The organism is Bacillus sp. FSL W8-0640 (genome assembly GCF_038007725.1).
GTDB classification, from domain to species: Bacteria; Bacillota; Bacilli; order Bacillales; family Bacillaceae_G; genus Bacillus_A; species Bacillus_A cereus.
This window is the reverse complement of the sequence record NZ_JBBOXT010000001.1, coordinates 3,016,711-3,040,815: the sequence shown is the minus strand read 5'-3', so window position 1 is coordinate 3,040,815 and position 24,105 is coordinate 3,016,711. Positions and strand designations below refer to the sequence as shown.

Here is a 24,105-nt window from a genome sequence, read left to right as displayed (position 1 = left end):
TAGTTTTGTCCCAATAACAAAAACTAACAGAAATAAAACGATAATATATAAAGGAGATTAAATGTGCTGAAAAAGATAAGAAGAATTTTCCGAGTATTCCTCTTTTTATTTATCGGTGGATGTTTAGTTCTGTTTGTTTGGGGTGAAATTGACAGAACGATAGCAGAAAAAAATGGGGTATTTAGCCAAAATTCTAGTCAATACCCTATGCGTCAAAGTGATATTATTTTGTATACAGATGGGAAACAGTTAAACAATCAACTATTCTCAGATATAGAGCAAGCAAAGCATTACGTGCATGTTAACTTTTTTTCTATTGCTGATGATAAAGTAAGCCATCAGTTTCTAGAGTTATTGCGGAAAAAAAGTCAAGAAGGTGTAGAAGTATACTATGCTTTGGACAGGTTAGGTGGAATTTTACTAAAGAAAAAGGAAAGAGAATTATTAGTTAAAAAAGGAGTTCATTTTACATATTACAATAAACCTGCTTTCCCTTATCTTTTTTCTTCTTTGGATCATCGGAATCATCGTCGTATTTCAGTTATTGATGGAAAGGTTGGTTACATTGGTGGATTCAACATTGGAAAGAAGTATTTGGGAGAAAAAGAAAAACTTGGTTATTGGAGAGATTATCATCTTCAAATACGAGGAGAAGGAGTTCAAGATTTAGAACAACAATTTGTATTAGACTGGAAGAGAAACTCAGAGAAACCGATTCCGATACACAATGCGGTAAAGGAAAAGGGAGCAACCTCGCAACGATTTACTGCATATTATAGTGGAGAAAAACTTGGGCAAGATTATAAAATGCTGTTTCAACAAGCAAAAGAATCCATTATTATATTAACACCTTATTTTATACCAAAAGACAGAACTATTTGGAACGCATTAGTAGATGCAAGAAAGAGGGGAGTCCGTGTCAAAATTCTATTCTCACCTCATTCGGATGCACTATTAGTTAAAGAAGCAGCATATCCATATATCCGAAAAGCATTAAAACAGGGGATGGAAGTATATGGTTACAAAAATGGGGTGTTACACGGTAAAGTATTTTTGATTGATGAAAAAGTATTGATGGTTGGGACCGTGAATTTTGATTCACGTTCGTTTCATTTAAATGAGGAAATGAACTGTTATATTCATGACCCTATCTATATTTCGAGAATAAAGCCAGTGATTAATGCAGACTTACAAAATTCAAAGCAAGTAACATCCTCTGACGTCAACCAATTATCTATAAAAGAAAAAATAAAAGAAAAGGTTGCAAAAATGTTTGAGTATTATTTGTAAAGACAATGTATTTTTATACTTGGATAACAGGGGCTATATGCTTAGTGATTTTACATATTTTCCATGGAATCAGCTGGGCAGTTGCTACAAGTTCGATAGAAAAGGCTGTGATTGATGTATTCCACGATCTCTTCGTGGAGAAGCAATGGCATGGCTTTAGGACCAGTATTAGATCTTTGGGTAATAAAATCATTTTCATTCTATTATCTATTTCTTCTATGTACAGGATTAGCACTTGTTGCATTCATACTTGTACTTGGTACAAAAATACCATCAATTCAACATGCATCAAAAAAACGCTAAGCAAAAATACAATAAGCTGCCCATATGGACAGCTTATTTACATAATTTTCGTTACAGGTAGTTCATTATTTATAAGTTAAACTCATTTATTTTTTACTCTCTTTACTTGACTTTGTTATGGAAGAAAAAGTATAAATTACAAGGGCTAACCAAATAAAGGTAAAAGCTATAAAATGAGCTTTTGTTAACGTTTCGTTATAAAGAAAAACACCGGCTATTAGTGACAGAGTTGGTGAAATATATTGGAGAATACCAAGCATAGATAATGAAACTTTTTTAGCACACTTTGTAAATAATAAAAGTGGTAGAGCTGTTACTATGCCACTCCCTATTAATAATAAACTGGTTGAAACAGAATTGAAAAATTGTATTTGAGATTGAAACATCAAGTAAGTCAAATATACTAACGCAATAGGCGAAATTACCATCGTTTCAAGTGTTAATCCAATGACTGAATCTGTTTTAATCATTTTTTTGGCTAAACCATAAAATCCAAAGGTAAGCGCCAAACTAAGAGAAATCCAAGGAATCACACCATAATGGAACGTTAGTGTTAATACACCAATGCCTGCTAATATAAATGCAAGAATTTGAGAACCACTTAACTTTTCTTTTAATGCGATTACACCGATTAACATACTTGTTAAAGGATTAATGTATTGACCAAGACTTGCTTCTAATATTTTTCCATTAAGCACTGCCCACATAAAGATACCCCAGTTTGAACTAATCAGTACAGAAGCAATAATAAGTGACCAAACTAATTTTGGATTTTTAACAATTTCTTTCATGAATTCAACATATGTAGACCATTTCTTCATGAAAAATAAAAGTACAAGCATAAAAATAAAGGACCAAAAGACTCGTTGTGCTAGAATTTCTCCTGAAGATACGTGTTGAATAAGCTTCCAGTAAATTGGAGTAATACCCCACATAATATAAGAAAGTACTGCAAACACAATGCCATCATTTTCATTATTTAATTTCATTCTGAGCCTTCTTCCTAAATATTTAAGTGTTAAATTACCTGGTTTGTTTTAAATAACTATTAGTAGTAGGGTAGCAGGGAAAGTAGTGGTGTAATCCACTTTTTCTTTTTCGATAACTCTATTCATTTTTTATACATTCCTATCCTGGCATGGTTTTTGGGTTATTGGATTAGCAGAAAAACTGTATAAAATCTAGTATACTCCTAGCATGTTGTTTTCTTAGGTTGATGGCGGTATCCCATCAACCTAAGAAAACAGGTCACCCCCAAAATGATAAATAGGCTTTTTTCACAATAAAACCTAAAAATTTCGTTTTGGGGGTGTTATAAAACTTTATCTTGATGGAAATGGGGCGGTACCCCTGGTTTTAAGTTAAAAAAACCCCCGGAAATAAACCTTTTATAAATATGATTATTTTATTTCGAGGGGCTCCTTATAAATCTTAGCTATATATTTTACGAAATCAATGACGGGATAGTGTATGAGGGAACGGTGCTGCGTAAAACGGATCCCTTCTTTTTCCATTTTTGAAATGAGTTGTTCAATTTCCAACTCTTTTTGTTGTATCCTATTATAATTTTGATATACAATGTTTTTCCATTGATAGGAAGAACCGTGAAAAAAATTCTCCCCTTTTACCCTGTGACTAAATATAATTTCTATTTTTTCTCTTCGTTGTTTTTCCTTCATATGCGCTTCCGTTGACTGCATATTTATCGCCTCTTCCCTTTTTGTTGTATACTGTTTCACAAAATTTGGTCTAACTCATCATAGCCAATGTGTATTAAGCTTGTTGGGAATTGTCGTTTAAGGCTATCTCATCAACTATATTTTTTTCAAGCGCTTAATCTAATATATTGGATTATAATCTTACGTCTAAATAAGTTGATAGTGTATATAAAACACTATCAATCTTTATTATAAAACGATTCTTTATAGGCATGCACCTTTTTACACTCACCAAAATTTACAACATGACGAGTATCTTTATCCATGAATGTTATTCTGTATTTACTGAGGTTAGTTTTTATTTTGACTAACTAACATATTGTTTGCCTCAATATCTATTTTATAAAAAAGAAAATAGATGTAACGGTCCCTCTTTTGATAAAAAAATCCTATGAAAATATAGCACTCTTAAAGAGTTTTGTTACAAGTTTGTTATGTTTGATTTAAAAAAAGGAAAGTAATATTTATTTGTAGAAAATTTTTAGAGATAAAAATAAGCTGAATATTCATGGTAAGAAAAGGGGGCACTTATATGCTAACAAATGATTTAGATTTCCGATTAGAACCACGTTTAAAAGAACTGTATGAACAACATAAAATAAGAGCGCAGAAGATAGACTGGGGTTATCATGAGTTTTTACCATGGGATAAGGGAATGGACTTTAAAAGAGTTCCTTGGGATGAAAGTCAAGTTACTCTCCCTTCTGGTGTAATTACGGCCATTGAAACAGCTTTATTAACAGAAGTGAATTTACCATGGTTTACAACGTATTTATCTGCGACTTTTAAAGGTTCCCTTTCTGTTATTACAGACTTTATTCATACTTGGACCTCAGAAGAGGATCAACATTCGAATTTATTAGAGACATATTTACTACTCACTCGAAGTGTAAACCCTAAACGTATACATGAATTAAGAAAATCAGTCGTTGAGTGTGGATTTGAGCCTGATTTTCATACACCAATCGAAGCCATGACGTATACGACGCTACAAGAACTTGCAACAATGGTGTTTTACAATAATGTAGCTAAGGTGGCAAGTAAGCATGATCCAGATCTGGCTACATTATTACGCCGTCTTGCAAAAGATGAAACACTTCATTATGCGTTTTATCGAGACGTTATTCGAACACATTTAGAATTGGAACCAAATTATTGCTACCATATTGCCAATGTGATTAGGAATTTTAAAATGCCAGGTGCCGTCATGCCTGATTTTGAAAATAGAATGGCTGTGATTGCAAAAGAAGCAAACTATGGGCCACTACAATATTTTGATCAAGTACTTGATGTAGTGGTTGAGTATTGGGGGTTAAAAGACTTACGACCAATTGCCCCTCTAGCAGAAAAAGCAAGAATTGAGATTTTGGAGTATCATATAAGATTGAAAAAAATACGGGATCGATTTGGCCGTTTTCAAGGAAAAACTGATCTACGTTAATGAGTAGAGATTTCAGAATATACGCGTGGGAATTCCCTTTTCTTTTATTTGAAATCTAGAACGCTCTCTATTATTTTGCGGCTGTTTTCCTTAATTTAACTTCCGAAGAAAAAAGTTATTGACACCAAAAATAAACTCATGATATTATTGAATTTTTGATAAAAAATAACATATGTGTTAAGCTTGAGAAGGTTACCACATATGGAGGTGGGTTATATGTTTCAAATTGGGGATAACATTGTTTATCCAATGCACGGAGCAGGTATAATTGAAGCCATAGAAGAAAAAGAGTTCTCAGGGAAAAAGCAACTTTATTATGTCATAAAAATGTCCATTAGTAATATGCAAATCATGATTCCTAAAGGCAAAATATTGAGTTCGAATATACGCCCAGTTATTGATATACTTACATTAACGCGCATTATACACATTTTTCAGCATGGAGAATCAGGCGAATTAATGCCTTGGAAACAAAGGTATAAAGTAAACACAGATAAAATAAAAACGGGTGAAATACAAGAAGGTGCTGAAGTTATACGTGATTTAATCCGTATAAAGAAGGAAAAAGCACTGAATACAAGCGAAAAAAAATTGTTGGATGATGCATATAAATTTTTGGTCAGTGAGCTAGAATTAATTAAAGGAATCACTGAAAAACAAATAAAAAGTTTCTGTTGAGATTTATTATAAATACTGTATGACATCCCTCGGAAATATCCTGAATTCTCTGGGTATATGATGATTATTAAAAGGAAAGTATTTCAAAGATATTCAATTTCTTCAACTCACTTTTAGAGTAGATACCTCTTTTGTTATTACTTCAATCTAATTCATTTTTATTTTTAAATTTCTTTTACGAACGTTTGAAGTTTCATCAAATAACTAGATTAAATAGTCACTTGATTTTTACAATCCTGATTCACACTGGCACGGACAAGGAGCAGTAAGGATGAAAGAGAGGTAGGGCTTTCATTGTTTTAGGTAATATACTATCTAAGTCATTATTTCTAGAAGAAAAAACAATCAATCTCACCACTATCTTTAAGAGTGCCTTATATCTACTGAGACGGTGAATAGTAATTGTTTATCTTCTTTACTTAAAATTGATAAACGAACTGGTAACACCATATGGTCAACTACAAAAAATTGGTTTCCAGACCAGGAAACCAATTTAAATTTTATTTACATACCAATAGTAAATTAAGCAGTAAGAAGGAGTACACACATGAAAAAAATGTTAACAAAAGAATTAAGTAATGAATTAAAGAAGCGAGAAGGGATCATCTCTATTACAGTTGAGTCTTATGAAAAAATCGAAGTTGGTGGAATTCGTGTAGATGGACCAGCTATTATTCTAATTAATCAAGAATAGGTAAAAATAGTTGCATACAAGGAGAAAAGGATCGGCCTTTAAGAGAAGGGGGATCCTTTTTGTTTGTTGCAGCCAATATGGGATATAAATAACTTTTATCTGATGTGTTGGGGTTAAAAGGAAGGAGAGGATGGAAATTATCATGGTGGAAAGCTTAATATTGGTAGGATTTCTTTTTACGTTATATAAATTAGTTGATAAAAAAACAAACTAATTATTTAAAACGATAGATTGTTTCTTTTTTTAGGGCGAGATTTATCTGAGAGTGAAATGGATCATATAAAGGAGGAATTAAAATGGATGCAAGGAAAAAACGCATAAAATACGAGAAGATGTCAAAAAATTATGATCGTATTTATTTAGTTTCGTTTATCCTATTAATTGTACTTGTTTGTAGTAGTGTGATTATCATAGGAGCTACAGGGGGAAAATATGGAGTATTTTTATTGTTAGCAATTTTACTTAACGCACGTATTACGAAAGAATCTCAAAAAAAGTATGAGCACTATTCTAATAAAGGGCGTATTTAAAATGATACATAACCAGAAAGGAACAACCTAGATGTATATTCAAAATATCCCTTTATCATCTCCTATTAACTAGTAAAAGTAACTTTATATAAATAATTTTTTAGCAATGTAGAAATAGAAACCGTACCCTATTAAAATGTTATTTCCGTCCATATAATGAATTATCCTTCTAGCATATTTATAAGATTTATATCATATATTAGTAGAAAGAATGCAAGTTAGAAAGGAGTCTTATAGAATGAGTTATTTGGAGGGAAATGACTTTAGTAAACAAAATATGGTAAGTGTGCCTAATCCCTATGTATATCAGACATTACAATCAGTAATTGGTAAACATGTGGTTATTGAAACTGTAAGAGGAAATATAAGAGGGAAATTAAAGGATGTGAAACCAGATCATTTGCTCATTGAAGATACGGTGCCATATATTGTACGCATTCAACAAATTGTATGGATTATGCCAAAACAATAATCAAATAAAAACACAGGGTTTTATCTCTGTGTTTCTTCAAATTTTCGTTTTTGAATATATGCTTGAGCATGGATAATTTCTTTCTGAAGTTCTTTTAATTCTTCCGTAGATCCAGATTCAATCCTCATGTACGTAGTAACTAGACTAATCATCATATCCATCTTCTCTACTATATTTTGAATGACCTGTTCAGATTGCTCTTTTTTAGGGTGTTGTATTGCTATTAAAGCATTTTCTATATAATTGTTCTTTCGTTGCTGGATATCATAAATAAACTGTTTTGTGTTTGAGTTCATTTGTTATTCCTCCGTTTTGGATATACTTCTATTCTATCATATTTGAATGGAAAATATGATATTACCCTAAATTCACACCTGTCCAGGTTTTAAGGTATTCATAATGTGTTCTAAATCAACTTTGATGTACTGAGACTGTTTTTTTACTGTTCCATTTCGAAAGTATTCAGGAAACTCATTTTTGATATACACTATATTATTTAGTTTAAGTCGCGATATCATAGTATTTCTTTTGGTTTTTTATTTGATTCCAATTACAAAATTATAATAGCATTTCAATAGTAAGGCTATCTCTGTATTTTATCTTTATACCGGTATGCTATTATCTTGATATAATTATGTTGTATGTAGTAGTGACGGAAATAGTGAAAGATTTCTAATTGGTTAACATATAAAATGAACTATTTCTTCCTAACTAAAATAAATCGTGGAGAAGATAAAAGATGCAAAGAACAATATTAATTGTAGAAGATGAAGATATTTTACGTGAAATTATGAAAGATTACTTATTAAACGAAGGGTATAACGTCTTAGAGGCGATGGATGGGAAAGAAGCGTTATCTATATTTGAAGAGCATGAGGTGCATTTAATTATTTTAGATATTATGTTACCGGAATTAGATGGTTGGACGGTTTGTCGGCGAATTCGGAAGAAATCTAATGTACCTATTATTATGCTAACGGCTCGGGTGGATGAAGATGATACTTTACTTGGATTTGAACTAGGAGCAGATGATTATGTTACAAAGCCGTATAGTCCTCCTATTTTATTAGCAAGAGCAAAACGATTAATGGAAAGCCGATATTCTTCAGCTGTTAATGTACCAGCTGAAGACACATTAACGAGTAGTGGTATCCATGTACATTTTCCTTCTCGTACAGTAACTATAGATGGGGAAGACATAAATTTGACTCATACAGAATTTGAAATAGTAACGTATCTCATGCGAAATCAAGGAATTGTAATTTCGAGAGAACAACTAATCAATAAAATTTGGGGTTATGAATTCGCTGGGGATGATCGCACTGTTAATAGTCATATTCGTAATTTGCGTCATAAATTAGGACAAAAAGCAGCTTGTATTGTAACGGTTGTACGAGCTGGTTATAAATTTGAGGGACAAGTATGAAAAAAGGAATTGTATTAAAGTTATTTATGTTAACAACAGCATTATGCACACTTATTTTAGTAACTATTTTTATTGGACAAACTATATTTTTTAAGCAATACTACGCAAATCGAAAAGTTAATGATATTAAAACAAATATTCAATCCTTTGAAAAAGCATATATAAAAGCTGGAGATGATGCGAAAGTAATTCAAGAATTAGAACAAAATTTCTATCAAGAGAATGCGACATGGATTACAACGTTAGATAGTGTAGGTAATATAAAATATGCAAATGATTTTTCTATAGAAATTCAATTAGACCCAAACGAAAATAAGATATTTTCTGAACGTTCCATTCACATACCGTTGTATAGTTTTATCAATTTAGAAGATATACAGAGGATGAAATATAGTTTAGAACAAGGGAGTCATATTATTATCGACGGAGTACAGAAGGGGGATATAGTAGTCCCTGCGATGTTAACAATAAAAGAGAAGAATGTTGGGCTAGAGAACAAGCAACTGTCAGAAAGGTTGTATGGGCCAAAAGCCGTATCTTCAAAAGAAAGTTCACAATTATATTTAGCGGGAAGCATTCAAAACGTGCAATTACCGGAGGGGACTGTAGGAACGAACTTTATATATGGAAATCGTGTGCTTATAGATAGAATAAAACAATTTCAGGTTGATTTATTATTGAATCAAAAATCTAATGATGTTACTTCTACAGAAATAATGGATTACGAAGAAAATGATATTAAATATAAAGTTTTAATCAAGCCAACAAAAGACGCGGGGGGTAAGACAAACTATATATTTGCTATGACATCATTGCAACCAGTTGATGAAGCGGTACAAATGATAAAGGATTATTATGTATATTTAATTATCTTTGTATTGATTTTAATTGTTTTGATATCGTTCTATTACTCAAAAAAAATCGCCAAGCCATTATTACAAATAAATGATACTACAAAAAAAATCGCGGGTTTAGATTTCTCTGAGACGATACCTATTACTACAAAGGATGAAATAGGTGATTTATCACAAAATATTAATACACTTTCTAAAGCTTTGCATTCGTATATTCATCAATTGCAGCAAGATATAGAAAAAGAAAAGCAATTAGAGAATACACGTAAAGAATTTATCGCTGGTGTTTCACATGAGTTAAAAACACCTTTGAGTATTATGAAGAGCTGTATTTCAATTTTAGAGGATGGTGTTGCTAGTAATAAAAAGGAGTATTACTTTAAAGCAATGTCAAAAGAAGTAGATAAAATGGATATGCTCATTATTGATATGCTGGAGTTAGCGAAATTCGAATCTGGTACATATAAAATGGAAATGGATGTTTTCCATATTGATGAAATGATCGATTACATATGTGAGCAATTAACCTCGGATATAACAGCTAAGCAATTATATGTTCATAAACAACTTTCTAAAATTGAAGTTGTTGCAAACCAGCATCGCATAGAACAAGTTATAACGAACTTTATTACAAATGCGATTCGTTACACACCAGAACAGGAGAATATTATTATTTCTACAATAGAAGAGAATGAACGTGTAAAAGTATGTGTAGAAAATAAAGGGGCTCATATCGCGCCAGAACATTTAGAGAAAATATGGGATCGTTTCTATCGAGGGGATACGTCTCGTCAACGTTCAAAAGGTGGAACAGGATTGGGACTTGCTATTTCAAAAAATATATTAGAGCTACATGATGCGGAATATGGTGTTTCAAATACAGAAGATGGAGTATTATTTTATTATTTTTAAACAAAATCGACACTATCTGCATTTTATCTTTATCAGCATTCATTACTATTTTCATTAGAAAGAGAATGAAAAGTTGATAAGGAGATTGTTAAAATGAAAAAAAGAGCGATATTGCTTTTGCTTATTATAATAATAATGGGTACAGGCGTTAATTTCATACATGCTAAAGGGTACAAAAATATATCAAAAGAGGATCTACGATTAAAAGGAAAAACAATTGTAATTGATCCGGGACACGGTGGAGGAGATAGAGGGACGAAAGGAAAGAAATTAGGAACGATTGAAAAAGAGCTTAATTTAAAAGTAGCACAAAATATAAAGAAAGAATTAGAAGAAAGAACGGATGCAAAAGTTATATTAACACGTGAAAAAGATACGAGCTTACTTCCAGAAACAAAGCAAAAGGAAGAATTACAAGCACGTGTCAAAGTAGCGAAAGACCATGCGGCGGATCTTTATATTAGCATTCATCATGATGCTTTTGAGGATACAAATGTAAAGGGAATAACAACTCATTATGGAGCGAATAAAAGGAAAGATAAAAAATTAGCTAAGGTCGTACAAGAAGCTATTTTTGATCAAAATATAGACAGCCGAGATAGAGGCGTTCATGGCAGTGATTTTCTTGTCTTACGAGAAAATCCTTCTCCGGCTATCTTAATTGAATTAGGATTTACATCTAATGCGAGTGATGAAAAAAGAATGAATTCAGAAGAATTTCAAGCAAAATCGCAACAAGGTATTGTGGATGGCATTATTAATTATTTTACGATGTAATAAAATAGGTAAATAGAAAAATACTATTCTTTCTAAATCTTAATTAGAAAGAATAGTATTTTTTATTTTGGGTGTATATTTATTTTTCAAATTTAACAGTATTAATGAAACAAGTTCTTTTTTTAAGTAAACACAATACGTTATTCTTTAACTAATTTCGACACTATCTGCATTTTATCTTTACCTCTCTCTATTAATCTATTTATTGTAAACATCGGTTGAAACGAATGATTCAGTCGAATAAAGGCTCAGCCTTATAAATAATGAAAATTAATAGGGAAAGGATCGGAAAATAATGAAAGAATCACAAAATAAGAAAAAAACAAGTGTAGTAACGAAGGCAATCATATCTTTAGGAGTTGTTTTAGCGACGACCTTTTTCACATTCTTCTTAATTGGAAATTGGAACTCTACCCCAGCGAAGGGAGTAGCTAATGAAAGTAGTAAACAAGTTAATACGCAACAAGAAGAAAAGAAAAAGGAAACACCGCCAGCAAAACAGAAAAGACCTGATGGAAAACCGGTGGGAAAGGTTGTTTATTTAACATTCGATGATGGTCCTAGCGAACTAACTGGGAAATTTTTAGATGTACTAAAAGAGCAAAATGTCGCCTCGACATTTTTTATGCAAGGTAGCAATTTACAAAATACAGGTTTTCAGGAAAACGTAAAGCGAGCAGTAAAAGAAGGGCATTATATTGGTGCTCATAGTATGACACATAATAGTGATAAGTTATACAAAAAAGGACAATTTGTACCGGAGATGAAAGAAACGTTAGCTCTTATCCATAATATTACGGGTACAACTCCTAAACTAGTTCGTCCGCCATATGGATCTGCACCAGGATTAAAGGACGAGGAAATTCGTAACCAAATTGTAGAAGCAGCAATAAAAGTTTGGGATTGGACAATAGACTCAAATGATTGGAAATTAAAAGATAATCCAACTCAGATTATCGATAATGTAAAGAAACAGACAACAGAAGAAGTAGAAGTTGTTTTAATGCATGAAAAGGCGCAAACATTACAAGCTCTTCCTGAAATTATTAAATTTTATAAAGAGCAAGGGTATGGATTTGGGGTATATAATGACGAGGATCATTTTCGTCTAAACTTCCAAAAAGATCAACGTCTATAGTATAAACATAGTTATTTTAAAAAGGTGTTTTTGTTACTAAATCAATAATTAAGCCAAAAGTCGATTTCCTATACGATAAAGAAATCGGCTTTTTTATAAAGTTGACTTTTTGATCAAAAAGGTTTATTCTACTTGTGCAAGTAACGACTTGCATTCGGGTTTGGATAAAGATTATGTGAAAGTTGGATGAAACGTGAATGAAATGACAAATACATCAGAACGTATTATTGAGGCTTTTTTAGAACTATTTCGCACTCATGGCTATAAGGGAACGACGACTCGCTCGATTTCGGAATTAGCGGGCGTAAACGAAGTAACGATCTTTCGGAATTTCGGAAGCAAAAAGAATATTATGGAAAAAGCTGTCGAATCTTTATCGCGTGATATGGAATTGAATAAATTAATGCCTGGAGAGATGACTTGGAATCTTGAAGATGACTTGCTATCTATTGCAGAAGGATATCTTGCATATATAGAAAAGTTAAAGGATTTAATTTTGATTAGTTTTCAGGAAGCTGAAATGTTCCCAGAGCTTAAAGAAAAAATTGCATTAATTCCTAAACAATTAAAAGATAATTTGGTTTCATATTTTATTGAGATGAGGGAAAAGGGAAAGCTTATTGAAACTGATATGGAAGCTCAGGCGATGAACTTTATTTGGATGAATTTCGGTTACTTTCTTTCTAACTCACGCTTCGGGGACAATTTATTTTCAAATTCAAAAGAGATTTTTCTAAAACATAGTGTCCAACTATTTTCTAGGGGGCTAACTCCCTAGGTCTTTTTTTACACCAGATGCAAGTAAGTACTTGCTATAATAAAACAACAAGGAGTACGACAATGAAAACTTTAAAAAATTTCTTTAAATTCCCCCCAACATTCATTGGAATTGCAACAGCATTTGCCTTTCTGTTAATTTTCTTTTGTGTGTGGATGACTGCATACGATGGTGTTACTGATCGGGTAAACCAATTAAAAATCGGATTAGTTAATGAAGATAATGAAATGGGAACTGATATTGAAAAAAGCTTGAAGGAAAATCTGCCCTTTAAAGTTAAAAGTTATAGCTCGGTAACGCACGCCCAAAAAGACATGGATAACAGGAACTTAGATATGGTTATTCAAATTCCTGCAAATTTCTCAAGCCTATTGAAAGAAAATAATACTACAGAGATTAACTATTTCATCAATCAAGCAAACTCATCTTTGGCAAAACAGATTATGGAAGGCGCGGCAAAGGATATTACGCAAACAGTTAATAAAAATGTATATGCGTATAAACAAAAGTTTATTTCATCTAACCTATCTAACGAACTAAGTACAGTGATACCGTCAGAAGAATTGGCCCAAAAGTTATCAGAAAACATTACGAAAGCTGTAAGTTCATTAAACATTGATTCTGTGCAATCATCTGTCGAAAAAACAAACAATACAGATGGCTTTGCAGCAACCATGATTCCATTTTTAATTGTTCTTGCTTCATGGGTTGGAGCTATGCTTATGAGTTTAAATCTTAATATTGTTGCAACAATATTAAAAAACACGCACGGAAAATGGTCTATATTTTTCTCAAGACAAGTTATTAATATTGTCGTATCTGTTATTTTAGCTATTATCACGTTATTATTGATGACCGTATTTAACGTTAAATTGAATACAAGCTTATTTGAAACATGGATCTTCCAAACTCTTGTCTTTTTCTCTTTCTTAAGCGTAACACAAATGTTTATCGTTCTATTCGGTCCTGCTGGTATGGTATTTAATATCATATCACTGTCAATACAATTAGTTACTTTTGGAGTAATTGTCCCAAAAGCATTGCTATCAAATTTTTATCAAACTGTAGGTTCTTTTTTCCCTGGAACTTATGTAGCCGATGGATATCAAACAATAATTTTTGGAGGGGGAAATCTATCACACGATATGAATATTCTTCTTCGCACTTCAATTATTACCATTCTTATAGCGGTGGGGAGAATTATGCTGCAAAGAGATAGTAAAAGTGAATTGATCAAACAAACTGCCAACAGATAAAAAGCTTGTGGTACATGTATAGGCTTCTTTTTCTGGTAGCCCCCGTACCTATCAAATTAAAACATTTATAGCACCCCAGAACGAAAATCCAGTGTGTATTTGACAGACAACGGCTTGTTTTTTCGTTTTGGGGTATTTGCTTTTTATAGTTCGATGGTGATGAGGGAGCACCACATTGCTAAAAAAAGAATTAATCTAAGATTTTTTCTTTTTTAGCTATATGTGTCCTAGAAATAAGTCTATACAGTTTATCAAAAATATTTACATACCTCCTCGCAAATATGTTAGAAAAATCTTTGTAGCACTTGAAAATGTTTGATGTTTTTTCCAAAGAATATTTAGTCCAGCCTCTAGCTTAGGAGATAGGGGGCGGAAGCAAAGTGTACTTTCCTCAGACGTATTCATAAGCTTATCAATACATAATGCGTACCCTATATTTTCTTTTACGAGTAAGGATGCATTATAGAGTAAATTATATGTACCTATAACATTCAAGTTTTCAATTTCCTCTCCAAGCCATCCTGATAATTCATTACTTACAGCCGTTTGTCTTGATATGATAAGAGGTTTATTTAGTAAGTCTGTTGGATGGATATAAGCTTTTTCCGCTAAGGGAGTGTCTTTTCGCATAAGTACGCCCCATACATCAGTAGCTGGCAACTTTAAGTAGTCATATTTTTGTTTATTTGCTGGCTCAATAACGATACCAAAATCTAATAAACCACTATCTAATTTTGTTGTAATGTCATCAGCGTTGCCGCTATATAAATGAAATTTAATGTTAGGGTGATGGGCAACAACTTTTTTTATAGTTTGTGCAATGAACTGCATTGCCTCTGTTTCTCCAGCTCCAATATGAATTTCTCCACTAATAATTTCAGATTTTTGGTTAAAATTAGCTTCTGTTTTTTCTACTAAATCCACAATTTCTTTTGCTCGATCTAATAAAAACATACCTTCGTCTGTTAAAGTGATTTTTCGATTTCCTCGCACAAATAAAGTAGTTCCAAGCTCTTCTTCCAGGTTGTTTAACTGTCTTGATAATGTAGGTTGAGATAAATGCAATGCATTTGCAGCAGCAGATATATTCTCTTGCGTTGCTACCGCAATGAAGTAGCGTAATACACGTATGTCCAAAAAACTCTTCTCCTTCGTATGCCTATTTGTTATAGGAATGTATTCAATATAGGTATTTGTTATCTCAATAATACCATTTTATAATCACATTACCAAAAGCATTGATAAGAAGTGAAAGAGGAGTTGAAATGTTTTTTATGAAGAATTCAAAAAGTGTATTAATTTTTATATTAGCAGTAGGGGTTTTCGGTATTCTTAATACTGAAATGGGATATATTGGCTTGCTTCCGGCATTATCAGATCATTTTGATGTAAGTGTTTCGAAGGTAAGTTTAATGGTTAGTTTGTTCGCGCTCGCCATTGCCATTGCGGCTCCAACGCTTCCTTTAGTTTTTTCGGGTGTAAATCGAAAAACGGTTATGTTGTTCGTACTAGCAATCTTTATTATCGGCAACGTTATTTCAATTTTTACAACGAATTTTACAGTTGCTTTAGTTGCACGAGTAATTCCGGCTTTCTTTCATCCAGTGTACGTATCGATGGCTTTATCAGTAGCAGCAACTTCAGTTAGTGCAAAAGAAGCTCCAAAAGCAGTTGCTAAAGTGTTTATTGGGGTTTCAGCTGGTATGGTTTTAGGTGTACCGATTGTCAACTTTTTAGCAAATGTATTTACACTTGAAATATCATTAACATTTTTTGCACTTGTTAATATTTTTGCGTTTATTATGACAATCGTATTTATTCCCTCTATGCCTGTTCAGGAAAAGCTTTCTTATGGTTCGCAGCTTAAGATTTTAACGAAAGGTATCACATGGCTATCCATACTTGCTGTAACTTTTTTAAATGGAGCGGTATTTGGAATTTATAGTTATCTAACCGAATATTTAGATGTAGTTACGAAAATGTCGCCGTATATGATAAGTATCATGCTATTTGTTTATGGGTTAGCAAATATTATCGGGAATATTCTTGCAGGGAGATTACTGACAATAGCTCCTGTCCGTACGGTAATCATTTATCCCATTGCTCTAATGATATTATATTTTTCCTTTTTCTTTGTATCAGATCTTGCGATACCAACTGCAATTTTTATTGTAATTTGGGGTGTTTTTGGCGGGATTGGTGGTAATGTCAATCAATATTGGATGATGTCTTCAGCACCTAATTCACCAGATTTCGCTAATGGATTATTTTTAACTTCTTGTAATTTAGGGACTACAATTGGTACTGGGATCGCAGGGATAATTATTGCACAAATTGGAACGAAATATATTTTATTTGTAGGCATGTTTGCATTAGTATTAGGGTTTATTTGTATTCTGCTTCGAAATATGTTGTATAAATCTACAAATGCCTAAGTGCTATTTTGCGTTACATTACTAAGGAAAAGCGCATTTAATATAAAAGGGACTCTTAATTTTATAAGAGTTCTTTTTTGCAATCCCAATAAATTCTTCTCAATAATTGAAAATAAAATCAATCCGGATTATTATATTGTTATTGTAAATTTATTTTATTGAAGGAGGATACATAGATGAAAAGCTCAAAAGGCTCTATTGAATCAGAGATAAGCAAAGCAATTACTCACTGGGAAAAGGACTACCTAGGACGCGGGTCTATATCCGTTAAGACAGATATATTACGGGATATGATTATCGTAAATTTACAAGGTGTTTTAACGCCGGCTGAATATAGTGTTTGCGAAACAAAAGACGGTATGCTAACGATAAAGAAGAATCGTTCGGAGCTAGTTGAATCTGGAATTGATGATCTGAAAGAGATTATACTAGAATTAACTGGAGAGAAAGTGAAAAGCTTTCATACGGATATAAGCTCCCGTACAGGCGAACGAGTGATGATTTTTAAATTGCTTCATAATCTTGAGGAGAAATTTTAAAAATACCTTAAGGTTAGTGGAAGGATTAAGAAACCTACAAGTTTTGCACTTTATTAACAGGCTAATAATTAAAAACTTGAAGTTATTTAGGTATAATAAATCGTAATTCAAATAACTCTTAAAAAACGGATAAAGAAATTGACAAACTGCTAAATATGGTTTATCTTATAATTGTTTTAAAAAATTGATAGACGCTCATTTTAACAGCTTGCTATAATTAAGGCTTTAGCATTTTTTTAATATGTAATATTGACTAAATGAAAAAGTTTCTTAATTAAAAGATAGCGTATAACATAAATTGATATATTGATTGCATAATCTAGGAGATCAGAAATATACATTTCTTTTTAACAGGAGTAATACATACATTATTATTCTCTATAAAATGGGAGCTCTTCAAAAAACTTTATTGAAGTTAGTTGAAGGGAAACCGACAATCTCCATAATTCAATGATGATATAAAATCATTGAATTATGGAAGTTGTCGGTTTTTTTTATGGGAAAAAACGATGCACTAAAAAGAGTGAATGAAAATTGAAATTTAAAAAAACATCTTAATTAAAAGGAATTTTATAGGTTATTTTCGCTTAGAAGGGAGTATTTAACATGTTAATTTCGCTGAGTTCATCAACACTGTTAACATTATTTTTTATGGCGCTTAGTGCTTCTTGGCTAAGTGGATTATTGTTTTTAAATGCAAGGATGCCTTTACGTTTTGTTCATATCCATATTGGTATCGCTGCTTTGCCTTCATTGATTTCTTTACTCGCACTTGTTAATAACAATGGAGATAGAGTTGTGGGGCCTTGGCATCTAGATACTTTAGCTTGGTTAATGGCTTTCTTTGTTCTTACAATTGGTTTAATCATTCAGCGTTTTTCTGTACGTTACTTAATGGGAGACCGCTCATATCGAAAATATTTTTTACTTTTTACATTTACTACAGGTGTATCTTCGGTTGCATGGTTAAGTGATGATCTTCGTTTCATGATCATTTGTTGGGGAGCAACGCTTATAGGATTGGTTCTACTCATAGGGCTAAATAAAGGGTGGAAAGTAGTTAGTGAAGCAACTAAAATCTCTGGCTATTTATTTACAATAAGTTGGATTGCGTTGCTATCAGCTATCATTTGGCTTTTTCAAGTAACTGGACAGTGGCAATTAACATCAGTTTTAACGAATGAAAATGTAGCGCTACATGGAACATTGGAGAGAACAGGAATTAACTTATTAATTATATTAGCGGTGATGATTCCAGCAGCACAATGGCCTTTTCAAAGATGGTTAATTGAGTCTGCCGTTGCTCCAACTCCTGTTTCAGCTATTATGCATGCGGGTTTAGTAAATGCTGGCGGTATCATGTTAACTAGATTTTCACCTCTTTTTCATGATGATATTGCACAAATCATTTTACTTATTTTCTCTAGTATTTCTGTCTTAATCGGAACAGGAATTAGTTTAGTCCAAGTTGATTATAAACGTCAGCTAGTAGGTTCAACTATTGCACAAATGGGATTTATGCTTATTCAATGTGCATTAGGCGCTTATTTAGCGGCTATTATTCATTTAATTTTACATGGTTTGTTTAAAGCTACACTGTTTTTACAAGCTGGTTTTTCAGTGCAACGTTTTGGGGTAGTGAATCAGTCTAATGAAAAGATGTCAAATTTATGGATTATAGTCGGGCGTGTTTTAGGAGTATTTATAGCAATTACTTTCTGGTTTATGACTTCTGGAGAGGGATATCAGCTAGTTAGTGCGTTAATCTTAGGGTGGTCATTATATTTTTCATGGAAACAGCTTGTTGTTTTTGGAGAGGGAAGAATGGGACGAATTGCTGGCGTAATTGTTTTGATTGGATGTTCTCTCATTTACTTTACTGTTCATAATTCTCTTTATAAATGGTTGCATACTGACATTTATCAAAGTGTTCAACCTTCAGCTCCAGCCGTTATCTTTGTTATATGTATTTTACTATTTAGTAGTGCTATTAGTACTTTCGTTACTCGTAATCAATCTTCTACTTTATTCGCTGTACTTTATCTTTGGTTAGTTCGAGTAGGTGAGGCGAGAAGAAAATCAGTAGAAAGTCACCCAAGCTATCTGAAACATTATGTATCAAAGGGAGGTAATTCGTGATGAGCATATCGTCAATATTAAAGAAAGATACAAACATTGATATACAAAAAAATAATATAAATGATTTAGTTGCATCTGCTAGCAGAGTTATTGCACCACTTTGGCCTATCTCTACGTTTGCAGCTCACCATCCTTGGATGGGACTTGAAAAGCAATCATTTGATCAAGTTGCAAATTGGTTAAAAGAAATTCGTAATGTGGATATGTATCCTAGTGCCTCCATGATTCATTCGGCAAAAGCGAAAGGTGAGATTGAGGAATCATTTTTACAAAGTAGTTTGTCTCGTTGGCTTGATTCACAATCTTTTCATATTCCGCGAGAGAAAGCAGAGCGATTTTGTCAAGCAGCTTTAAAATTAGAAAGAGTACCTTCTAGTCTATTATCATCGCCAGAATTAAATAAACTGGCAGACGAAATGAGTTATATAAATACAGGGAGTATGAAAGCCTCTGTTATGCAGCCAATAAGTTCGCTTATAGAGAATCAAAATAGTGAAAACCTATCTGATATTCTTAATTATCATATCATTAAATGGTGTAAATTATATCTTGATGACTCCGGATCAAGTTGGACGATGCCAAATCGAGAGAAAGGTTTTTATCGTGCATGGCAACACCTTATTACATTTGATCCAGCGCTCAGTAAAAATGAGCGTAAAGTTTTAAAAGATTGGCCACAAGATGCCGAAGTAGCTTTAGCGAGAGCGTTATTTGAACTAGGAATTTCTGAATCTAACATACAAGCTTATCTTGAAGGGCACTTACTTTCTTTACCTGGGTGGGCAGGAATGATACGATGGCGCTCACAACAATCAATTCAGGAACAGGGGCTTTTAATAGAATATTTAGCAGTTCGAATTTCTATGGAGCTGGCTATTGCAAAACCTTATTTACCTTTAAAAAATCAAAAGGTTGAGAAAAAAGTTTCGATTGTCCCACTTATAGCTTCTTGGATCTATTGGGGGAATATTTCAACACGGGAATGGTCACAAATGTCTGCAGCTGAACAAAGCGAATTGTTAGCATTTGCATATCGTTTTGATGAAAATATTCGCAGGAAACTTTGGCTGGAAGCTTGGGAACAAACGCATGCAGAGCAATTAAGAGAGAAGATTGCTTCTAAACAACGTGCAACCAATGATAAAAAGCGTGTATTAGCTCAATTAGCATTTTGTATTGATGTACGTTCAGAACCGTTTCGTCGCCACTTAGAAAAACTAGGTCCGTTTGAAACGTTTGGAATAGCTGGTTTCTTTGGGTTACCAATTGCGACTAGTGAACTAGGTAGTAATGACAGCCATCCTTCTTTGCCAGTTATACTGAAACCGAAGCATCAAATAAAAGAGCTTACAGATGAAAATGAATTTAAATCTTATGAGCAACGTAAGAGGGTAGGCAGTTCGGTGCGTTATACATTTAAAACGATGAAACAGAACGTACTGACAAGTATGGCGCTACCTGAGTTAAGTGGTCCTTTACTTGGTCTACAGATGGTGACAAGAAGCTTTGTCCCAAGAGGAGTTGGTGGTTTCATTCGTAAACTTCGTAAAACTATGTTACAAAAACCTGATACAACATTCTCGCTTAATTATGTTCATGACACAAAAGGTGAGATACCTATCGGTTTTACGAAAGAAGAAAAAGTGAACTATGTGCGTCAAACTTTAAAAATGGTGGGACTGACAGAAAAATTTGCTCCTTTAGTTGTAATGTGTGGACATAGTAGTCAAAGTACGAACAATCCTTATGCGGCAGCACTTGAGTGTGGTGCTTGTGGAGGCGCAGCAGGGGGATTCAATGCAAGAGTTTTCGCTACTTTATGTAATCTTCCAGAAGTAAGAGAGGCGTTGTCTGCTGAAGGCATTAACATTCCTGAGGATACCATTTTTGCAGCAGCTGAACATAAAACAACAGTGGACGAATTGGAATGGATTTACGTCCCAGAACTTTCGAAAACTGCGCAAGAAGCGTTTGATTGTATCGAGACGATTATGCCAAATGTGAGCCAACATGCAAATAGAGAACGTTTAACGCAATTACCTAATTTTAAAACGAAAATAAAAAATCCGAGTAAAGAGGCGCATCGATTTGCAGAAGATTGGAGTGAAATACGTCCAGAATGGGGATTAGCGCGTAATGCATCTTTTATTATCGGAAAGCGTGAATTAACTCAAGATTGTGATTTAGAAGGTAGGGCTTTCCTTCATAATTATGATTGGAAACAGGATGAAAGTGGCGATATATTAGCTAACATTATTGCAGGACCAGGAACAGTTGCACAGTGGATAAATCTACAATATTACGCATCAACTGTAGCTCCTCATTATTATGGTAGTGGAAATAAAACAACCCAAACCGTAACGGCGGGTCTCGGTGTTATGCAAGGGAATGCTAGTGACCTGTTGCCAGGCTTACCTTGGCAATCGGTTATGCAGTCAGATAGTGAGACGTATCATTCACCACTTCGTTTACTAATTGTCATTCAAGCACCTATTGAATATATAGAACGTTTGTTAAATAATGATTTCACATTTCGAGAAAAAGTCCAAAATGGATGGGTTAGACTTGCAAGTGTTGATCCAGAGGGACGCTGGAAAAACTGGTAACAATTATTATTGTTACTAGCTTAAAAGTTTCATAAATACAATAATGAAGAAGGAGTGCTCCATATGAATTCAAAGAATAAAAAAGTTTTATTATTAACAGACATTGAACACGGAATAGAGCCTAGTATCCAACAAGTAACTAACATTCAACAAGAAAACATGTTGACTATACACAGCTATGATTCTGTAATTGTACATCCTTATGGAGATATAATGAGATCTATTATTATTGCTATTTATCAAGAAAATGTTAAAGTAATTTTTGTTGTCGGAATAGAGGATAAAGAAACTTCTTCAGTTAATCTACAAACTCAACGTGATTTCATAAAAGATAATATAGAATTAGACTATCTCTTTAAAAATTGCATGCCTGAATTTTCAAGTGGTAGCCTTAATCAATGGCTGAGTGGACAAAAAAATGTTAGTGAAAATATTGAAAAGAGTATAGATATGATCCGTCATCATCCATTAGTACCTTCTGATATTGAAGTTCATGGTTTCAGGATTGATAGAACAGGTGAAAAAGAAATGGTTGTTAAAATTGCTACTAATAAAATAGTTGAAAAAGTTAATTAATCTATTAAAGACAAATAAATTCTTATGTATAAATTGCTGTTGTATAATAAATTTTATTATGTTTTAAGAATCAGAAGAGGTAGCTATGCAAAACAAAATTATCGTTATGTTTCAAAAAGATTTTCGTTTATATGATAACCCAGCTCTATTTGAGGCTGTTCAGTCCGGGGAGGTTCTTCCGGTATATGTACAAGATGAAACTTTTTCAATAGGAAGTGCGGCAAAGTGGTGGTTACGCCATGCTATAATGGATGTCCAAAAGCAACTTAAGGCATTGGGCTCTACTTTAATAATCCGCAAAGGAAATACACAGGAAGAAATACTTTCTCTCATAAAACAATTAGATATAACGGCTGTATATTGGAATAGTTGTTATGATCCAGACAGGTTAAAATCTAATCAAAAAATGAAAATGATATTAGAAGATAAAGGTATTATTTGTAAGGAATTTAATTCGCATTTATTATTAGAACCGTGGATTATAAAAAAGAAGGATAACACTGAATATAAGGTGTTTACGCCTTTTTACAATGCATTTCAAAAGCAGGTAATACCTAAACCTATTAGCAGAGTGCAGAGTATAAAGTGGGGAAACTCTTTACCAGCAAGCTTATCTGTTTCAGAATTACACTTGCTGCCAACTATACCGTGGACATCTCATATGGAAGCAATATGGGATCCGACAGAAGAAGGGGCATATAAAACATTCAAGAAATTTTTCTCTAGCAAATTAGTCTCTTATAGTGAAGGAAGAGATTTTCCAGATCAAAATGTCCATTCGATGTTGGCACCGTATCTTTCATTTGGTCAAATATCAGTAAAGCTAATGTTTCATTACTTAATAAATAAAAGTACCGAAAGACAATGTAGTCTTTTTGAAAAACAAGTTAATAGCTTTATACGTCAATTAATTTGGCGAGAGTTTTCTTATTATTTACTATACCATTATCCATTTACAGTATATAAACCTCTTAATAAGAGCTTTGAACATTTTCCGTGGAATAAGGAAGAGGAGTTATTAAGAGTATGGCAGAAGGGTGAAACTGGTTATCCGTTTATTGATGCGGGAATGCGAGAACTATGGCAAACCGGTTTTATGCATAATCGGGCAAGAATGGCTGTAGCCTCTTTTCTTGTAAAGCATTTGTTAATTCCGTGGCAAGAAGGTGCAAAATGGTTTATGGATACACTACTAGATGCTGATATTGCAAATAATACAATGGGATGGCAATGGGTTGCTGGAAGTGGAGCAGATGCATCACCGTACTTTCGTATTTTTAATCCTATCACACAAGGAGAAAAGTTTGATAAAAATGGAGAGTATATAAGAAGATGGGTACCAGAATTAAGAGATATCCCAAACAAATATATACATAAACCTTGGGAAGCACCTGAGCATATTTTACAAAAATCCAATATAAAACTTGGGAATACATATCCTTATCCGATTGTTGATCATAAGGCAGCACGAGAGAGAGCCCTTTGTGCATATAAAAATATGAAAGAATTTGTATGAAATAGGTTAAACAATATGTATTTAGAA

Annotated in this window: 22 protein-coding genes and 1 pseudogene; 19 read left to right on the top strand and 4 right to left on the bottom strand. The window is 33.0% G+C overall.

The features are described from left to right. Positions 1-63: 63 nt before the first annotated feature. Positions 64-1,290 carry a phospholipase D-like domain-containing protein gene (locus N2V80_RS15725; RefSeq protein WP_000913873.1) on the top strand — a complete coding sequence of 409 codons (1,227 nt, stop codon included), beginning with the start codon at positions 64-66 and terminating at the stop codon, positions 1,288-1,290. After that, positions 1,278-1,587: pseudogene (locus N2V80_RS15720) on the top strand (MFS transporter); the annotation flags it as partial. The gene N2V80_RS15725 and the pseudogene N2V80_RS15720, both read left to right, overlap by 13 nt. Positions 1,588-1,679: 92 nt before the next feature. Here N2V80_RS15720 and rarD read toward each other — a convergent pair. Continuing rightward, the gene (rarD, locus tag N2V80_RS15715) at positions 1,680-2,582 is read right to left on the bottom strand and encodes an EamA family transporter RarD (RefSeq protein WP_061654893.1); all 903 of its coding nucleotides are present in this window, start codon (positions 2,580-2,582) and stop codon (positions 1,680-1,682) included. Positions 2,583-2,993: 411 nt separating this feature from the next. Further along, positions 2,994-3,293 (bottom strand): hypothetical protein, encoded by a 300-nt coding sequence (locus N2V80_RS15710; RefSeq protein WP_001191994.1) that lies wholly within the window; start codon positions 3,291-3,293, stop codon positions 2,994-2,996. A gap of 550 nt (positions 3,294-3,843) precedes the next feature. On the opposite strand from N2V80_RS15710, the gene N2V80_RS15705 reads away from it, so the two are divergent. The 5 genes from N2V80_RS15705 (at position 3,844) to N2V80_RS15685 (ending at position 7,126) form a co-directional block, all read left to right on the top strand. After that, positions 3,844-4,752, top strand: a complete 909-nt coding sequence (locus N2V80_RS15705; RefSeq protein WP_000957101.1) for an acyl-ACP desaturase — start codon at positions 3,844-3,846, stop codon at positions 4,750-4,752. A 216-nt stretch (positions 4,753-4,968) separates the two neighbouring features. Next, positions 4,969-5,430 carry a CarD family transcriptional regulator gene (locus N2V80_RS15700; protein WP_000486298.1) on the top strand — a complete coding sequence of 154 codons (462 nt, stop codon included), beginning with the start codon at positions 4,969-4,971 and terminating at the stop codon, positions 5,428-5,430. A gap of 547 nt (positions 5,431-5,977) precedes the next feature. Next, the gene (locus N2V80_RS15695) at positions 5,978-6,124 is read left to right on the top strand and encodes a BC1881 family protein (RefSeq protein ID WP_000738548.1); all 147 of its coding nucleotides are present in this window, start codon (positions 5,978-5,980) and stop codon (positions 6,122-6,124) included. Positions 6,125-6,420: 296 nt separating this feature from the next. Beyond that, positions 6,421-6,654, top strand: a complete 234-nt coding sequence (locus N2V80_RS15690; RefSeq protein ID WP_000340044.1) for a hypothetical protein — start codon at positions 6,421-6,423, stop codon at positions 6,652-6,654. Between the two features lie 238 nt (positions 6,655-6,892). After that, complete coding sequence (locus N2V80_RS15685; RefSeq protein WP_000120818.1) at positions 6,893-7,126, top strand: YuzF family protein; 234 nt, start codon at positions 6,893-6,895, stop codon at positions 7,124-7,126. Between the two features lie 20 nt (positions 7,127-7,146). Here the strand turns inward: N2V80_RS15685 and N2V80_RS15680 are convergent, their stop codons facing one another. Then, a complete protein-coding gene (locus tag N2V80_RS15680) occupies positions 7,147-7,422 on the bottom strand; it encodes a hypothetical protein (RefSeq protein ID WP_001087712.1) in 276 nt (91 codons plus the stop codon). Positions 7,423-7,865: 443 nt separating this feature from the next. On the opposite strand from N2V80_RS15680, the gene N2V80_RS15675 reads away from it, so the two are divergent. The 6 genes from N2V80_RS15675 to N2V80_RS15650 all read left to right on the top strand — a co-directional run bounded on the left by N2V80_RS15675 (position 7,866) and on the right by N2V80_RS15650 (position 14,267). Continuing rightward, positions 7,866-8,552, top strand: coding sequence for a response regulator transcription factor (locus tag N2V80_RS15675; RefSeq protein ID WP_001189873.1), 687 nt, complete (start codon positions 7,866-7,868; stop codon positions 8,550-8,552). Then, positions 8,549-10,318, top strand: coding sequence for a sensor histidine kinase (locus N2V80_RS15670; protein ID WP_061654892.1), 1,770 nt, complete (start codon positions 8,549-8,551; stop codon positions 10,316-10,318). The genes N2V80_RS15675 and N2V80_RS15670 overlap by 4 nt, the downstream gene beginning before the upstream one ends. Positions 10,319-10,411: 93 nt before the next feature. Then, complete coding sequence (locus N2V80_RS15665) at positions 10,412-11,095, top strand: N-acetylmuramoyl-L-alanine amidase family protein (RefSeq protein ID WP_061654891.1); 684 nt, start codon at positions 10,412-10,414, stop codon at positions 11,093-11,095. A 295-nt stretch (positions 11,096-11,390) separates the two neighbouring features. Next, entirely contained in the window at positions 11,391-12,233 is an 843-nt protein-coding gene (locus N2V80_RS15660; protein ID WP_061654890.1) for a polysaccharide deacetylase family protein, read from the top strand. Positions 12,234-12,426: 193 nt separating this feature from the next. Further along, positions 12,427-13,011: a TetR/AcrR family transcriptional regulator gene (locus N2V80_RS15655; protein ID WP_001004645.1), complete on the top strand. Its 585-nt coding sequence runs from the start codon at positions 12,427-12,429 to the stop codon at positions 13,009-13,011. 62 nt (positions 13,012-13,073) lie between these two features. Further along, the gene (locus tag N2V80_RS15650) at positions 13,074-14,267 is read left to right on the top strand and encodes a YhgE/Pip domain-containing protein (RefSeq protein WP_000854132.1); all 1,194 of its coding nucleotides are present in this window, start codon (positions 13,074-13,076) and stop codon (positions 14,265-14,267) included. 261 nt (positions 14,268-14,528) lie between these two features. Here N2V80_RS15650 and N2V80_RS15645 read toward each other — a convergent pair whose 3' ends face one another. Next, entirely contained in the window at positions 14,529-15,404 is an 876-nt protein-coding gene (locus tag N2V80_RS15645; protein WP_061654889.1) for a LysR family transcriptional regulator, read from the bottom strand. A 128-nt stretch (positions 15,405-15,532) separates the two neighbouring features. Between N2V80_RS15645 and N2V80_RS15640 the strand changes: the two genes are divergently transcribed. From N2V80_RS15640 to N2V80_RS15615, 6 genes are all read left to right on the top strand, one after another. Continuing rightward, entirely contained in the window at positions 15,533-16,702 is a 1,170-nt protein-coding gene (locus N2V80_RS15640) for an MFS transporter (RefSeq protein WP_000465842.1), read from the top strand. Between the two features lie 176 nt (positions 16,703-16,878). Next, positions 16,879-17,241: a DUF2294 domain-containing protein gene (locus tag N2V80_RS15635; protein WP_000842548.1), complete on the top strand. Its 363-nt coding sequence runs from the start codon at positions 16,879-16,881 to the stop codon at positions 17,239-17,241. Between the two features lie 606 nt (positions 17,242-17,847). After that, a complete protein-coding gene (locus tag N2V80_RS15630; RefSeq protein ID WP_061654888.1) occupies positions 17,848-19,380 on the top strand; it encodes an NADH dehydrogenase subunit 5 in 1,533 nt (510 codons plus the stop codon). After that, complete coding sequence (locus N2V80_RS15625; RefSeq protein WP_061654887.1) at positions 19,380-21,986, top strand: DUF2309 domain-containing protein; 2,607 nt, start codon at positions 19,380-19,382, stop codon at positions 21,984-21,986. The genes N2V80_RS15630 and N2V80_RS15625 overlap by 1 nt, the downstream gene beginning before the upstream one ends. A 63-nt stretch (positions 21,987-22,049) precedes the next feature. Further along, entirely contained in the window at positions 22,050-22,562 is a 513-nt protein-coding gene (locus N2V80_RS15620; protein ID WP_001086251.1) for a hypothetical protein, read from the top strand. A gap of 85 nt (positions 22,563-22,647) precedes the next feature. Next, the gene (locus tag N2V80_RS15615; protein WP_001179986.1) at positions 22,648-24,078 is read left to right on the top strand and encodes a cryptochrome/photolyase family protein; all 1,431 of its coding nucleotides are present in this window, start codon (positions 22,648-22,650) and stop codon (positions 24,076-24,078) included. Positions 24,079-24,105 lie beyond the last annotated feature (27 nt).